General features: G+C 72.0%; 16 protein-coding genes. 9 read left to right on the top strand and 7 right to left on the bottom strand.

Annotated features, from left to right (window positions below; all coding sequences use genetic code 11):
* The first annotated feature begins 8 nt into the window (after positions 1-8).
* Both NYP07_RS01440 and NYP07_RS01435 read left to right on the top strand, forming a co-directional pair.
* Complete coding sequence (locus NYP07_RS01440; RefSeq protein ID WP_268146611.1) at positions 9-323, top strand: nucleotidyltransferase family protein; 315 nt, start codon at positions 9-11, stop codon at positions 321-323.
* Position 324: 1 nt separating this feature from the next.
* On the top strand, positions 325-642 hold the full coding sequence (locus NYP07_RS01435) for a HepT-like ribonuclease domain-containing protein (protein WP_268146609.1): 318 nt from the start codon (positions 325-327) through the stop codon (positions 640-642).
* On the opposite strand, the gene NYP07_RS01430 is transcribed toward NYP07_RS01435, so the two are convergent.
* Genes NYP07_RS01430 through NYP07_RS01420 form a run of 3 tightly spaced genes read right to left on the bottom strand, consistent with a single transcriptional unit; the run spans position 578 to position 2,728 of the window.
* The gene (locus NYP07_RS01430) at positions 578-841 is read right to left on the bottom strand and encodes a YgjP-like metallopeptidase domain-containing protein (RefSeq protein WP_268146607.1); all 264 of its coding nucleotides are present in this window, start codon (positions 839-841) and stop codon (positions 578-580) included. The genes NYP07_RS01435 and NYP07_RS01430 overlap by 65 nt on opposite strands.
* A gap of 25 nt (positions 842-866) precedes the next feature.
* On the bottom strand, positions 867-1,730 hold the full coding sequence (locus tag NYP07_RS01425) for an alpha/beta hydrolase family protein (protein WP_268146605.1): 864 nt from the start codon (positions 1,728-1,730) through the stop codon (positions 867-869).
* 56 nt (positions 1,731-1,786) lie between these two features.
* Positions 1,787-2,728 (bottom strand): DMT family transporter, encoded by a 942-nt coding sequence (locus NYP07_RS01420; RefSeq protein WP_268146603.1) that lies wholly within the window; start codon positions 2,726-2,728, stop codon positions 1,787-1,789.
* 132 nt (positions 2,729-2,860) lie between these two features.
* Here NYP07_RS01420 and NYP07_RS01415 point away from each other — a divergent pair, with 132 nt between their 5' ends.
* From NYP07_RS01415 to eutC, 3 genes are read left to right on the top strand one after another with little or no spacing between them, the layout of a single operon-like run.
* A complete protein-coding gene (locus tag NYP07_RS01415) occupies positions 2,861-3,742 on the top strand; it encodes a LysR family transcriptional regulator (protein ID WP_268146601.1) in 882 nt (293 codons plus the stop codon).
* 48 nt (positions 3,743-3,790) lie between these two features.
* A complete protein-coding gene (locus NYP07_RS01410) occupies positions 3,791-5,155 on the top strand; it encodes an ethanolamine ammonia-lyase subunit EutB (protein WP_268146598.1) in 1,365 nt (454 codons plus the stop codon).
* The gene (eutC, locus tag NYP07_RS01405) at positions 5,152-5,952 is read left to right on the top strand and encodes an ethanolamine ammonia-lyase subunit EutC (RefSeq protein ID WP_268146596.1); all 801 of its coding nucleotides are present in this window, start codon (positions 5,152-5,154) and stop codon (positions 5,950-5,952) included. The genes NYP07_RS01410 and eutC overlap by 4 nt, the downstream gene beginning before the upstream one ends.
* A 61-nt stretch (positions 5,953-6,013) precedes the next feature.
* Here eutC and NYP07_RS01400 read toward each other — a convergent pair whose 3' ends face one another.
* The 3 genes from NYP07_RS01400 to ssb form a co-directional block, all read right to left on the bottom strand.
* Positions 6,014-6,793, bottom strand: coding sequence for a slipin family protein (locus NYP07_RS01400; RefSeq protein ID WP_268146594.1), 780 nt, complete (start codon positions 6,791-6,793; stop codon positions 6,014-6,016).
* Entirely contained in the window at positions 6,790-8,154 is a 1,365-nt protein-coding gene (locus NYP07_RS01395; protein ID WP_268146592.1) for an NfeD family protein, read from the bottom strand. Before NYP07_RS01395 ends, NYP07_RS01400 begins: the two co-directional genes overlap by 4 nt.
* A gap of 267 nt (positions 8,155-8,421) precedes the next feature.
* Positions 8,422-8,943: a single-stranded DNA-binding protein gene (gene ssb, locus NYP07_RS01390; RefSeq protein WP_268146589.1), complete on the bottom strand. Its 522-nt coding sequence runs from the start codon at positions 8,941-8,943 to the stop codon at positions 8,422-8,424.
* A 159-nt stretch (positions 8,944-9,102) separates the two neighbouring features.
* On the opposite strand from ssb, the gene NYP07_RS01385 reads away from it, so the two are divergent.
* The 4 genes from NYP07_RS01385 to NYP07_RS01370 all read left to right on the top strand — a co-directional run bounded on the left by NYP07_RS01385 (position 9,103) and on the right by NYP07_RS01370 (position 12,075).
* A complete protein-coding gene (locus NYP07_RS01385) occupies positions 9,103-10,188 on the top strand; it encodes a sensor histidine kinase (protein ID WP_268146587.1) in 1,086 nt (361 codons plus the stop codon).
* A 139-nt stretch (positions 10,189-10,327) separates the two neighbouring features.
* Positions 10,328-11,071, top strand: coding sequence for a LytR/AlgR family response regulator transcription factor (locus tag NYP07_RS01380; RefSeq protein WP_268146585.1), 744 nt, complete (start codon positions 10,328-10,330; stop codon positions 11,069-11,071).
* Positions 11,068-11,835: a head GIN domain-containing protein gene (locus NYP07_RS01375; RefSeq protein WP_268146583.1), complete on the top strand. Its 768-nt coding sequence runs from the start codon at positions 11,068-11,070 to the stop codon at positions 11,833-11,835. The genes NYP07_RS01380 and NYP07_RS01375 overlap by 4 nt, the downstream gene beginning before the upstream one ends.
* Positions 11,836-11,847: 12 nt before the next feature.
* Positions 11,848-12,075 (top strand): SlyX family protein, encoded by a 228-nt coding sequence (locus NYP07_RS01370; protein ID WP_268146582.1) that lies wholly within the window; start codon positions 11,848-11,850, stop codon positions 12,073-12,075.
* A gap of 158 nt (positions 12,076-12,233) precedes the next feature.
* Here NYP07_RS01370 and NYP07_RS01365 read toward each other — a convergent pair whose 3' ends face one another.
* A complete protein-coding gene (locus tag NYP07_RS01365) occupies positions 12,234-12,719 on the bottom strand; it encodes a cupin domain-containing protein (protein WP_268146580.1) in 486 nt (161 codons plus the stop codon).
* Positions 12,720-12,741: the final 22 nt, after the last annotated feature.

Below are 12,741 nucleotides of genomic sequence, written 5' to 3'. Positions count from 1 at the left end.
ATCCGCTCATGCAAGTTCCAGCCCTTGTGACCGAACGGCGCGATGCCATCGCAGCCTTGTGCCGGCAGGCGCACGCGCGGCGGCTGGACCTCTTCGGTTCGGCCGTTCGCGATGACTTCAATGACAAGTCCAGCGATCTCGATTTCCTCGTCGTGTTCGAGGAACTTCCCCCCGTGCGCTACGCCGAGGCCTTCTTTGCGTTGAAGCAGGGCCTGGAGCAGCTGTTCGCACGGCCGGTGGATCTGGTCGTGGAGCGGGCCATCCGCAACCCGTACTTCAAGCAACGGGTCAGCGCCGAGCGCCAGCCGGTCTATGGCGCCTGAGTTGCGCAAGTACATCTGGGATGCCAAGGAGGCCGCGGCACGGGCGTTGCGGTTCACGGCCGGCAAGACGCTGCACGACTACCTGGGCGACGAACTGCTGCGCGCCGCCGTCGAGCGCCAATTCCTGATCCTCGGCGAAGCGCTGGGTCGCTTGAGGCAGCTCGATTCAAGCCTGGCCTCGCGCATTGCCGATCTGAATCAAGCCGTAGCCCTGCGAAATCAGCTGGCCCACGGCTATGCGGAGATCGACGATGTCATCGTCTGGGGCATCGTGGCCGGGCCGCTTCAGCGCATGCTCGGCGAGCTGGAATCCCTCTGATTCGGTACGCCCAGTCCTCGTGTCGAACCGGCAGCTGCCTGAGTTGACGGCGCAGGTGCTGCCAGTGCGGCAGGTACAGATCCATTAGCCCGACGAAGCGCGCGTTGTGCGTCCGCTCCAGCAGATGGGCCGGCTCGTGTACGAGGATGTACTCCAGGCACTCCGGCGGCTTCTTCGCCAGGCCCGTGTTCAGTCGCATATACCAGGGCCGCGCAACGCTTTCTTCAGCGCGCCGCCGACTCCTCCAGCAACCAGCCCCCCAGTCGCTGCATCGCCTCCGGCGTCCGCGCCAGGCTCCGGTGATTTGTCCCAGCCAGGCGCTGCACGGTCACCGTGCAGCCGCCCGCCCGCAGCGCGCGCACAAGCGCATGCGAATGCGCATGCGGCACCTGGCGGTCGTGCTCGGCCAGCAGCACCAGCACCGCGCAGTTCAGCGCCCGCGCGGCGGTGATGGAGTCCAGCGGCGAGCGCAGCAGCGGCGTCAGCGGCGCCAGCACCGGGCTGCGCTCCAGCACGGCGCGCAGGCTCTTGAAGGGCGTGATGAGGGCCACGCTGGCGGGCGCCTCGCCCGCGGCGGCCAGGCGCGCGGCCAGCTGCATGGCCACGCCGCTGCCCAGGCTGCGGCCGGCCAGGTGCAGGGCGTCGTGCGGCAGGTCGAGGTGCTCCAGGCCCCAGTCGGCCATGGCCTCGGCGTCGGCCACGCAGGCGGCCTCGGAGGGCCAGCCGCCGCTGCCGCCGAGGCCGCGGTAGTTGAAGGCCAGCAGCGCGCAGTCGTCGGGCAGCCAGCCGGCGAGGTCGGGCGTCCAGGCAACATGCTCGTTGCGCCCGCCGAACCACAGCAGCAGGCGGCGCGGCGCGGCGTCGACGGGCACGGTCAGCCAGCCCTGCAGCAGCACGCCGCCGGGCCGCTCCAGCCAGACGGCGCGGCTGCGGCGCCTCGCGGCGGCGGGGCCGGGGTCGGTGCGGCGGATGCGCCAGGTGCGGCCGAACAGCAGCCTGCCCTGCAGGCCGGTGAGGGCGGCCAGCAGGGCAATCCAGGCGAGAAGGCCCCAGGCCCAGGGCGGGAGATCGGCAACGGGCGACAACATCGAGCCGCGCAGCCTAGGCCCGCGGCGTGACAGCCCGTTGAGGGCGGCCGATCCGTTCAGTTGGCGCAGGGCGCGGTGCGGGCCTGCGGCAGGCGGGCCGGCGCGGGCGTCCACACGGTCAGTGCCAGGCCCAGGCCGACGAGGGCGGCGCCGGCGATCTCGCTGGCATGCGGCGCCTCGCCCAGCACGGCGCGCACGGCGATGACCGACACCGGCACCATGTTCAGGAACAGCGTTCCCATCGGCGCGCCGAGCTTGCGCACGCCGGCATTGAAGGCCAGGGCCGCGGCCACGGTGGGCACGAGGGCGATATAGGCCAGCTTCGGCGCCAGGCCCAGCAGCAGCGCAGGCGAGGGCGCGTCGATCAGGCCCAGCAGCGTGGCCGCCACGGTGCCCAGCGCCAGCCAGGGCAGGGCGGCGACGGCCGTCAGCGCGGTGTACTCCAGCGGGCTGTGGTCGGGCAGCCTGGCGGCGTTGCGGGTGTAGAGCACCCAGCCCAGCGTGCCGGCCAGCGTGATGGCGTCGCCCAGCAGCACGCGGCCGTTGACCTCACCGGCATGCCCGATCAGGTGGGCCACGGTGGCCACGCCGGCCAGGGCCAGGGCGGCGCCGGCCACGGCGCGCAGCGGCGGGCGCCGGCCGTCGAGCGCCCAGCGCAGCGCCAGCGTCGTGAAGGGCATGGTGGCCATGATGACCGAGCCGTGCGAGGGCAGCGACAGTTTCAGCCCCTGGAAGACGAGGATGCTGAACAGGCCGTAGCCCGCCAGGCCGACCAGGCTGTGGCGCAGCGCGTGGCGGCGCAGCTTGGCCCAGGGCCGGTCGCCGGCCAGCTGCACCAGCAAGACGAGCAGGGCCGTGGCCAGCGTGTAGCGCAGCAGCGTGAACCAGGCCGGGTCGAGCCGGGCGACGACGGGTTTGCCAATCAGGAAGAGGCTGCCCCAGGCGGTGGTGGCGAACAGCAGCGCTGTTATGGCGCCGGGTTTGGTGTTGGCGGTCATGGAAGGGCTCCTGGCGGATGTCGATGCCCTCACTGTGGTTGCAGCGTTCGCACGGGTCCATTCGTTTCGGCCGACCGCCCCGTTCGGAAAATCCGCACCCGCCCGGCGCGGGCGCTGCGCAGAATGCCGGCCATGGAGATCTACCAGCTCAAGACCTTTGTTGCCGTGGCGACCGAGGGCAATCTGACCCGCGCCGCCGAGCGCGTGTTCACGAGCCCGCCGGCCGTCAGCGCCCAGCTCAAGGCCCTGGAGGACGAGTTCGGCGTGAAGCTGTTCGAGCGCAGCGCGCGCGGCATGGCGCTGACGGCCGCCGGCGAGCGCCTGCTGGCCGAGGCCCGGCGCACGCTCGCCGCGGCCCAGGGCATGCAGGCGGCGGCCGCGCAGATCCGCGGCGAGGCGCGCGGCCAGGTGCGCATGGCCACGGTCAGCGACGCGGTGGCCCTGCGCCTGGGCGAGGTCTTCGTGCACCTGGCCGAGCACCACCCGGGCGTGCAGCTGCAGCTGCAGCAGTTGGTGTCGCTGCGCGCGATCGCCGCCGTGCGCCGCGGCGAGCTGGACTGCGCCTGCGTGCTGCACGAGCACGCGGAGATCGAGGGCCTGGAGCTGCGCCGCCTGCAGGTCGCCGAGATCGTGCCCGTCGTGCCGCAGCGCCTGCTGCTGAACCACGGCCTGCCGCCCGACCTGGGCGGCCTCGCCGCCCTGCCCTGGGTGACCACGCCGCCCGACTGCGGCCTGCGCGCCCACCAGGAGCGCCTGTTCGCCCAGGCCGGCACGCCGCTGGAGGTGGGCCTGACGGCCGACACCGAGGTCTCGGTGCGCAGCATGGTGGCCGCCGGCATGGGCGCCGGCATGATGCGGCGCGACCAGGCCGCGCTGATGGAGGAGGCGGGCCAGGGCCGCATCTGGCCGGGCTGGTCGGCGCCGACCTGGTTCTGCTGGATCAGCAGTCCGGCGGCGCTCGCCGTGCCGGCCGTGGCGGCGGTGCGGGATGCGGTGGCGCAGACCTGGGTCTGATCACCGTTTTGTCATGCAGCCGCCGCGGCCGCGGCGCACACTGCGGCGATGGCCCACGCCCACACCTTCGGCGGCGAACGCTTCCATTTCGCCGACCTGCGCACGCTGCTCGCCAAGGCCAGCCCGCGGCGCTCGGGCGACGAACTGGCCGGCGTGGCCGCGGCCCATGCGCGTGAGCGCGTCGCGGCGCAGCTGGCCCTGGCCGACCTGCCGCTGAAGGCCTTGCTGAACGAGGCCGTCGTGCCCTACGAGAGCGACGCGGTGACCCGCCTCATCGTCGACACGCATGACGCCGCGGCCTTCGCGCCGATCTCGCACCTGACCGTGGGCGGCCTGCGCGACGCGCTGCTGGCCGAGGCGGTGGAGCCGACTGACATCGCCGCCGGCCTGACGCCCGAGATGGCCGCCGCCGTCAGCAAGCTCTGCCGCGTGCAGGACCTGATGCTGATCGCGCGCCGCTGCGAGGTCGTCACGCGTTTCCGCAGCACGCTGGGCCTGCGCGGGCGGCTGGCCACGCGGCTGCAGCCCAACCACCCGACCGACGACGAGGCCGGCATCGCGGCCAGCCTGCTCGACGGCCTGCTGATGGGCGCGGGCGACGCGGTCATCGGCATCAACCCCGCGACCGACAACCTGCCCCAGGTCATGCGCCTCGTGCAGATGCTGGACGCCGTCATCGCCCGCCACGAGATCCCGACGCAGAGCTGCGTGCTGACGCATGTGACGACGACGCTGGCCGCCATCGAGCGCGGCGCGCCGGTGGACCTGGTCTTCCAGTCCATCGCCGGCACCGAGGCGGCCAACGCCGGCTTCGGCATCACGCTCGGCCTGCTGGAAGAAGCCCGGCAGGCGGCGCTGGCGCTCGGCCGCGGCGGCCGGCAGGTCATGTATTTCGAGACCGGCCAGGGCAGCGCGCTGTCCGGCGGTGCCCACCACGGCTGCGACCAGCAGACGCTGGAATGCCGGGCCTATGCGGTCGCGCGGCGCTTCGAGCCCCTGCTGGTCAACAGCGTCGTCGGCTTCATCGGGCCGGAATACCTGTTCGACGGCAAGCAGATCCTGCGCGCCGGCCTGGAAGACCACTGCTGCGGCAAATTGCTGGGCCTGCCGATGGGCGTGGACGTCTGCTTCACCAACCATGCCGAGGCCGACGTCGACGACCTCGACGGCCTGCTCACGCTGCTGTGCGCGGCCGGCTGCAACTACATCATGGGCGTGCCGGGCTCGGACGACATCATGCTCGGCTACCAGAGCACCAGCTTCCACGACGCATTGGCGATGCGCCGCCTGCTGGGCTTGAGGCCGGCGCCGGAGTTCGAGGCCTGGCTGCAGCGCACCGGCATCTTCGATGGCCGGCTGGCGCTGGCCGAGGCCCTGCCCGAGCGTTTTGCCGCGCTGCTGGCCGCGTCATGAAGCCGCCCGTCGTCGACCAGCCCTGGGCCGGCCTGCGCCGCTACACGGCCGCCCGCATCGCGCTGGGCCGTGCCGGCGCCAGCCTGCCGACCGCCGCCCACCTCGCCTTCCAGCAGGCCCATGCCGAGGCGCGGGACGCGGTGCAGGCGCCGCTGGACGTGGGCGCACTGCTGGCCGGCCTGCACGCGCTGGGCGAGGCGCCGCTGCGGGTGCACAGCCGCGCGCCGGACCGTGCGACCTATCTGCAGCGCCCCGACCTCGGCCGCCGGCTGGACGCGGCCAGCGCCGCGCAGCTGGCGGCGCTGCGGCTGCCGCCGGCCGATCTCGCCTTCGTGCTGGCCGACGGCCTCTCGGCCCTCGCCCTGCAGCGCCAGGCCCTGCCGCTGTTTGCCGCGCTGCGCGAGCGGCTGCTGGCCGAAGGCGGCTGGACCTGGGCGCCGCCCGTCGTCGCGACCCAGGCCCGCGTGGCCCTGGGCGACGAGGCCGGCGCGCTGCTGCGGGCGCGCTGCGTCGTCGTGCTGATCGGCGAGCGCCCGGGGCTGTCGGCGCCGGACAGCCTGGGGCTCTACTTCAGCTGGGCGCCGCGCGTCGGCCTGGTCGACGCGGAGCGCAACTGCATCTCCAACGTGCGGCCCGAAGGCCTGTCCCCGCTCGCCGCGGCGGCCAAGCTGCATGCGCTGCTGCGCGCGGCGCGAACGCGCCAGCTGAGCGGCATCGCGCTGAAGGACGAGGCCGACGAACGCGCCGCGCTCGCGGACGCGCCGCGCCCCGCGCTGATGCGCCTGCTTGGCGGCTAGGGCCGGCGCGGGGGGGCTTCCCTCATTTCGCCTTCGCTCACCCGGTTGCGGTGCTTGCCCATCAGCCAGCGGGCGGCGCCGCAGTCCGCCCCTTCGCCGCCTCCAACAACGGCCCCACGATGTCCAGCGGCAGCGGGAACACGATGGTCGAGTTCTTGTCGGCGGCGATGACCGTGAGCGTCTCGAGGTAGCGCAGCTGCAGCGCCTGCGGGTGGCGCCCCAGGATTTCGGCGGCTTCACTGAGCTTGGTGGAGGCCTGCAGCTCGCCTTCGGCGTGAATCACCTTGGCGCGTCGCTCGCGCTCGGCCTCGGCCTGGCGCGCGATGGCGCGCACCATGGTCAGGTCGATGTCGACGTCCTTGATCTCGACGTTGGTGACCTTGATACCCCAGGAGTCGGTCTGGGCGTCGAGGATCTTCTGCACGTCGAGGTTGAGGCGGTCGCGCTCGGACAGCAGGGCGTCGAGATCGTGCTTGCCGAGCACCGCGCGCAAGGTGGTCTGCGCAAGCTGGCTGGTGGCGATCAGGAAATTCTCGACCCGGATCACGGCGCGCTCCGGGTCGACGACCTTGAAGTACAGCACCGCATTGACCTTGACCGAGACGTTGTCGTGCGTGATGACGTCCTGCTTGGGTATGTCCATGACGATCAGCCGCAGGCTCACGCGCACCATCTGCTGCAGCGCCGGAATCAGCAGCACGAGGCCTGGCCCCTTGACCGCCTGGAAGCGGCCGAGCATGAAGACGACGCCGCGCTCGTACTCACGCAGCACACGCACCGACGCCGCCAGCAGGAGCAGCAACAGGATCAGCAGCAAAGCTAGCATGAGGACTCCGATCATGGTGAAGGCTCCTCGACGGCGACGCGGAGTGTGAGGCCGTCGACAAGCAGCACGCGCACGCGTTCGCCCGGCCGCAGCGCGCGCTCGGTGCGCACCCGCCAGCGCTCGCCCTGCAGCAGGGCCCAGGCGTCCTGCCCGTCGGCTTCGACGACCTCGCCGACCAGGCCCACCATCGCCGCCGCGCCGCTGACCGGTGGGCGCCTGCGCAGGCGCGCGACGAACGTGACCATCAGCCCCACGGCGGCCAGCGACAGCAGCGCCAGCCCTGCGATCAGCGGGCGCGATACACCGTAGCCGGGCACGTCGCTGTCGACCAGCATCAGGGCGCCGAGGGTGAACGCCACGACCCCGCCGACCCCCAGCGCGCCGTGGCTGGGCACGAAAGCCTCGGCAGAGAAGAAGGCCAGGCCGAGCAGGACCAGGGCGACGCCGATGCCGCTCAGTGGCAGCGTTTGCATCCCATACAGGCCCAGCAGCAGGCAGACGCCGCCCGCCACGCCAGGCACGATGAGGCCGGGGTTGGAGAGCTCGAACAGCAGGCCGTAGAAGCCGACCATCAGCAACAGCACCGCGATGCTGGGGTCGCCGACCATGGCCAGCAGGCGGTCACGCCAGTCCGGTACCCAATGTTCGACCTGGGCACCCGCGGTGGCCAACTTCGCGGTGTGGCCATCGGCCAGTTGCACCGAGCGACCGTGGAGCTGGTGCAGCAGGTCCGGCAGGTCGCTGGCCACGACTTCCACGACATGCTGCGACAAGGCCTCGGACGACGACAGGCTCACTGCGTCGCGCACGGCGCGCTCGGCCCATTCGGCGTTGCGGTGGCGCAGCAGCGCAAGCGAGCGGATGTAGGCTGCGGCATCGCTGACGCGCTTGGCCTCCAACGCTGTGCGTGGCGCAGTCGGCGAGGCTGCAGGCGCAGCGCTCGAGGCCGGCTCGGGGGCCATGCCTATCGCGACCGGCGTCGCCGCGCCAAGCGTGGTCGCCGGCGCCATCGCGGCGACATGGCTCGCGTAGAGGATGAAGGTGCCGGCGCTGGCGGCCCGCGCGCCCGACGGGCTGACGAATGTGGCCACCGGCACTGTCGATGCCAGGATCGCCTTGACGATCGCGCGCATGGACGTTTCGAGGCCGCCTGGCGTGTCGAGCTGCAACACGACCAAGCCCGCGCCATGCCGGGCCGCCCGTTGCAGCCCGCGTTCAGCGTAGTCGGCGCTGGCCGGGCTGATCGCGCCGTCGACGCTCAACAACACCACGCCATTCCCGCCGCCCGAGGTGGCGGCAGCGGGAGGCGTCTGGGCGCCGGTGAGAGACGCAAGCCACAGAACCAGCGCACACAGCGGAATCGCCCGCCTGTACATACCGCGATAGTAGACTCGGCGCGAACGTTAATCCATGCCGATGGGCCTTCGAGCTGCGGCGAGTTCGACCAACGAGCGCCCGCACATGGCCGGCAACGGACCACTGCTCAGCCAGCGGAGGCCGACACCAACGCCGTTGAGCCATTTTTCGCGAATCCAGAAAGACGACCGGAATGGCCGTCCGCAGGCCACGACAAATGGGTGCCGACCAACAAAAAGCCCGTGACGCAGTGCCACGGGCCTTGTTCATTCGACGGAAGCTCAGCTTCAGAACGGGATGTCGTCGTCCATGTCGTCGAAGCCGGTCGACGCCTTGGGCGCCGGCGCCGGCGCGGGCGCGCGCTGGGGCGCCGGGCGCGGGGCGGCCGGGCGGGCCGCCGCCGGACGGCCGCCGCCCATGTCGTCGCCGCTGCGCGAGTAGCCACCACCGCCTTCGTCGCCGCCGCCCATGCCTTCACGACCGCCCAGCAGCTGCATCTCCTGGGCGATGATTTCGGTGGTGTAGGTGTCGCGGCCTTCCTTGTCCTGCCACTTGCGCGTCTTCAGGCGGCCTTCGACGTACAGCGGGCGGCCCTTGCGGACGTACTCGCCGACGATCTCGGCCAGGCGGTCGTTGAAGACGACGCGGTGCCATTCGGTCTCTTCCTGGCGTTCGCCGGTCTCGCGGTTCTTCCAGTTGCGGGTCGTGGCCAGGCTGAGGGTGACCCAGGCGCCGCCGCTGGGGTTGTAGCGAACCTCGGGGTCTTTGCCGACGTTGCCGATGAGGATGACTTTGTTGACGCTGGCCATGACGCTCGTCCGGATTTCGATGGGGAAGGGGTCGAATTATGCCGGGCACCCCGGCGCGGGGCCGTCAGCAGTAGCCCGCGAGCCGCATCCCGCACCCCGCGGCCCGCACTTGGTCGCGCCGCGCGGGCGCCGGCCGGCCGGCCTCCCTAAGATGAAGCCATGACTCCCCCCCGCCCCCGCAACCGTCGCCTCTGGCTGTCCTATGCCGGCGCCTGCGCGCTGGCCTGGTGTCTGTTCGTGCTGGCCGGCAGCGAGTTCGACCGCGGCCTGGACCCCTTCTGGCTCGCCGTCTACCAGGCCACGACGATGCTGTGGGCGCCGATGCTGCTGGGCGTGGCCGTCTGGCCGCTGGCGGGCCGCCTGCATGCCGGCGATGCCGGCCCGGCCGCGACGGCCCTGGCCCACGCGCTGGCGGCCCTGGCCTTCTCGGTGCTGTGGCAGGCCGGCGAGTTCGCCGTCAACGCGACGCTGTTCGGTGCCGACCATGCCGGCGCCGTGCTGCTGGCCGGCCTGCTGTGGCGCTCGGTCTGGGGGCTGGTGGTCTACGCCACCATCGCGACGGCCTTCACGGCCGTGCTGCAGGCGCGCGCCGCGCGCTCGGCCGCCATCGCCGCCGCCCAGGCCGAGAGCGCGCTGGCCAAGGCCGAGCTGTCGGCCATCAGCGGCAAGCTCAACCCGCATTTCCTGTTCAACACGCTGAACACGCTGATCGCGCTGACCCGCAAGGACCCGGCCGGCGCCGAGGCGGCGCTGCTGAAGTTCGCGTCCATGCTGCGCTATGTGCTGGACACCAAGCGCGGCGCCGAGGACCGCGTTTTGCTGTCCGACGAGATCGACTTCCTGCGCGACTACCTAGCCCTCGAGGCCCTGCGCCTGGGCACGCGGCTGCGCGTGGACTGGCAGCTGGAGGAACGCGTGCTGGCCGACGAGCTGCCGCCGCTGACGCTGCAGCCGCTGGTCGAGAACTCCATCCTGCATGCCGTGGCGCCGCGCAAGGGCGGCGGCTGCGTGACCATCACCGCGCGCCGCAATGCCCTCAACCACGGCCTGGATCTGGCCGTGGCCGACGACGGCCCCGGCTGCGAGCCCGAGGCGCTGGAACCCAGGCCCGGCCAGCGCCGCGGCGTGGGCCTGGCGGCCTTGCGCAAGCGTTTCGCGCTGGACTACGACGGCCAGGCCCGTTTGCGCATCCACACCGCTCCCGGCGCCGGCTTCCGCGTCGACTTGTTTATTCCACAGGTATGAGACCACCCCCTACGCGCTTCGCGCGCCCCCTCAAGGGGGCACTGCCAGTGGCCCGGCAAAGCCGGTTCCACGGCAGTCGCTGGGAAACCTCGGCCGGCGCCGGCGCCGACATCACCAAGAAATCCCGGAGTGCCCTCGCATGAGCATGACCACTGTCCTGATCGCCGAAGACGAACCCCTGGCCGCCGAGTCGCTGGCCGACTGGGTCAGGGCCACGCCGGGCCTGCAGCTCGTGGCCGTCTGCGAAGACGGCGAGGAAGCCCTGGCCCAGATCCGCGCCTTGAAGCCGGCCCTCGTGCTGACCGACATCCAGATGCCGGGCCTGACCGGTCTGCAGGTCGTGCAGGCGCTGCAGCGCGATGCCCACCAACCGCGCATCATCTTCACGACGGCCTACGACCGGCACGCGCTGACGGCCTTCGAGCTGCATGCCGTGGACTATCTGCTCAAGCCCTTCTCGCGCGAGCGCTTCGACGAAGCCGTCGCCCACGCGCTGCGCGAGGCCGCGCCCAGCGTGGCCGACGTGGCGCAGGCCCTGGGCGCGCCGGCCGACGCGCCGCTGACCCGCCTGCTGGTGCGCGACCAGGGCAAGATATTCCCGCTGCAGGTGGACGCCATCGAGTGCCTGCGCTCCGACAACAAATACACCGCCATCGCCAGCAAGGGCCGCAGCTTCCTGGTGCGCCTGCCCATCGCCGATTTCGAGACGCGGCTGGACCCGGCGCGCTTCCTGCGCGTGCAGCGCGGCTGCATCGTCAACCTGGACTTCGTGGAGAGCATGACGCCGGACGAGAACTCCCAGCTCGTCGTGCAGCTGCGCGACGGCACGCGCATCACGGCCAACCGCGAGGTGTCCAAGATGCTGCGGGAGCAGTCGCTGTGAAAACCGCTCTGCTGCCCCTGCTGGCCCTGGCCGCAGGCCTGGCCGGCGCCCAGGTCCCGCCGTCGCCGCCCGTCATCGCGCCGCCCGCCCCGCTCGCGCCACCGGCGCCGCTGGCCCCGCCCGCAGTGCCGGGCCGGATCTACGCGCCCGGCGACTTCGACCGCCTGGAGCTGGCCGGCGCGGCCCGCGTCGTCCTCGTGCAGGGCGAGCGCGACCAGGCCTTCGTCGCCGGCGACGCCGACGTGCAGCGGGGCGTGGAGGTCGAGCTCGCCGACCGCCAGCTCGTCATCCGCCCCGGCGGCGGCTGGAAGTTCTGGCATGCGGGCAAGGTCTTCGTGCAGGTCGAGATGCGCCAGCTGCGCCAGCTGGCCATCTCCGGCGCCAGCGACGTGCACGCGCCCGGCCCGCTGCGCACCGACCAGCTCAAGCTCAGCATCAGCGGCGCGGGCCAGGCGCGGCTGGACCAGCTGCAGGCCCGCCAGCTGAACTTCGCGATCTCCGGCGCCGGCGACGGCCAGCTCGGCGGCCGCGTCGACGAGCTGACGCTGCAGATCTCCGGCAAGGGCAAGGTCGTCGCCGACAGGCTGCAGGCCCAGCGCGCGCGCGTCAGCGTCAGCGGCATCGGCAACGTCGTGCTGTGGGTCACGGACGACCTCTCCGCCCACATCTCCGGCATCGGCTCGGTCGACTACTTCGGCAACCCCAGCGTGCAGCGCTCGGTGTCGGGCATGGGGTCGATCAGCGCCAAGGGCGAGCGGCGCTGATCCAATACGGGCATGGACACCCCGACCCCGCAGGCGCTGGAACAGCGCATCACCGACCTGGAGATCAAGGCGAGCTTCACCGAGGACACGGTCGAGCAGCTCAACCAGGTCGTCGTGCGCCAGCAGGCGCAGATCGACCGGCTGGTGCGCGAGCTCGTCGAGCTGCGCAACCGCGGCGCCGCGGCAGACGAGCCGGGCGCGCCGCGCAATCTGCGCGACGAGCTGCCGCCGCATTACTGAGCCCGGACCGAGGACAGGCCCTGCGTGCCAGAGCCAGCGGCTCTGGCCTTCGCCAGGCACATTCAGTCCTCAGGACTGAATGTGTCCGAGCTCAGTCTGTCCGACGCCTGGCGAAGGACCGCCGCCCTGCATGGCGGCGGGCATGATCGGCGCGAGCCTCAGGGCTCGCCGTCCCAGTAGTCCAGCCCGGCCTCGCGTTTCTGCAGCAGGCGCAGCCCCGGCGCGAAGGCGCCGACCTTGCCCGAGTCCGGGTACTCGCAGACCTCGGGCTTCTCCATCGTGCTGATGCTGAGGTAGTGCAGCGGCGCGCCCGAGGTGTTGATGATGTGGTGCGGGTAGTCCGGCCCGGCGGGGATGGTGATGACGTCGCCGGCCCGGATGGGCAGGCGCTCGCCCGCCACCCGCAGCGTGCCCTCGCCCTGCAGGATGACGAACATCTCCTCCTGCGCATGGTGGAAGTGGTAGGGGCAGCTCAGCTGGCCGGGCGCGACGATGTCGAAGCTGGCGCCCAATTTGCTCGCCGCGGTGCCGCGCGTCATCGACGCGGTCTCGGTGTCGTAGCGGGGCTCGCGCACGAAGCGCTCGCGCGGCGCGTCGCGGAAGTTGCGGATCAGCGCGTGGCGCAGTTCGTCGGCGGTGGGCATGGCGGCGGGTCCGGGGTTGGAG

The sequence above is a fragment of the Pelomonas aquatica genome, assembly GCF_026712205.1.
In the GTDB taxonomy this organism is placed as follows: Bacteria; Pseudomonadota; Gammaproteobacteria; order Burkholderiales; family Burkholderiaceae_C; genus Pelomonas; species Pelomonas aquatica.
This window is presented reverse-complemented; position numbering and strand designations above follow the sequence as displayed.

Bases quoted from the DNA above. Each gene is read 5' to 3' on its own strand.
- NYP07_RS01440 (WP_268146611.1), top strand. From the start codon at position 9: ATGCAAGTTCCAGCCCTTGTGACCGAACGGCGCGATGCCATCGCAGCC.
- NYP07_RS01430 (WP_268146607.1), bottom strand. From the start codon at position 841: ATGCGACTGAACACGGGCCTGGCGAAGAAGCCGCCGGAGTGCCTGGAG.
- NYP07_RS01425 (WP_268146605.1), bottom strand. From the start codon at position 1,730: ATGTTGTCGCCCGTTGCCGATCTCCCGCCCTGGGCCTGGGGCCTTCTC.
- NYP07_RS01420 (WP_268146603.1), bottom strand. From the start codon at position 2,728: ATGACCGCCAACACCAAACCCGGCGCCATAACAGCGCTGCTGTTCGCC.
- NYP07_RS01415 (WP_268146601.1), top strand. From the start codon at position 2,861: ATGGAGATCTACCAGCTCAAGACCTTTGTTGCCGTGGCGACCGAGGGC.
- NYP07_RS01410 (WP_268146598.1), top strand. From the start codon at position 3,791: ATGGCCCACGCCCACACCTTCGGCGGCGAACGCTTCCATTTCGCCGAC.
- eutC (WP_268146596.1), top strand. From the start codon at position 5,152: ATGAAGCCGCCCGTCGTCGACCAGCCCTGGGCCGGCCTGCGCCGCTAC.
- NYP07_RS01400 (WP_268146594.1), bottom strand. From the start codon at position 6,793: ATGATCGGAGTCCTCATGCTAGCTTTGCTGCTGATCCTGTTGCTGCTC.
- NYP07_RS01395 (WP_268146592.1), bottom strand. From the start codon at position 8,154: ATGTACAGGCGGGCGATTCCGCTGTGTGCGCTGGTTCTGTGGCTTGCG.
- ssb (WP_268146589.1), bottom strand. From the start codon at position 8,943: ATGGCCAGCGTCAACAAAGTCATCCTCATCGGCAACGTCGGCAAAGAC.
- NYP07_RS01385 (WP_268146587.1), top strand. From the start codon at position 9,103: ATGACTCCCCCCCGCCCCCGCAACCGTCGCCTCTGGCTGTCCTATGCC.
- NYP07_RS01380 (WP_268146585.1), top strand. From the start codon at position 10,328: ATGAGCATGACCACTGTCCTGATCGCCGAAGACGAACCCCTGGCCGCC.
- NYP07_RS01370 (WP_268146582.1), top strand. From the start codon at position 11,848: ATGGACACCCCGACCCCGCAGGCGCTGGAACAGCGCATCACCGACCTG.
- NYP07_RS01365 (WP_268146580.1), bottom strand. From the start codon at position 12,719: ATGCCCACCGCCGACGAACTGCGCCACGCGCTGATCCGCAACTTCCGC.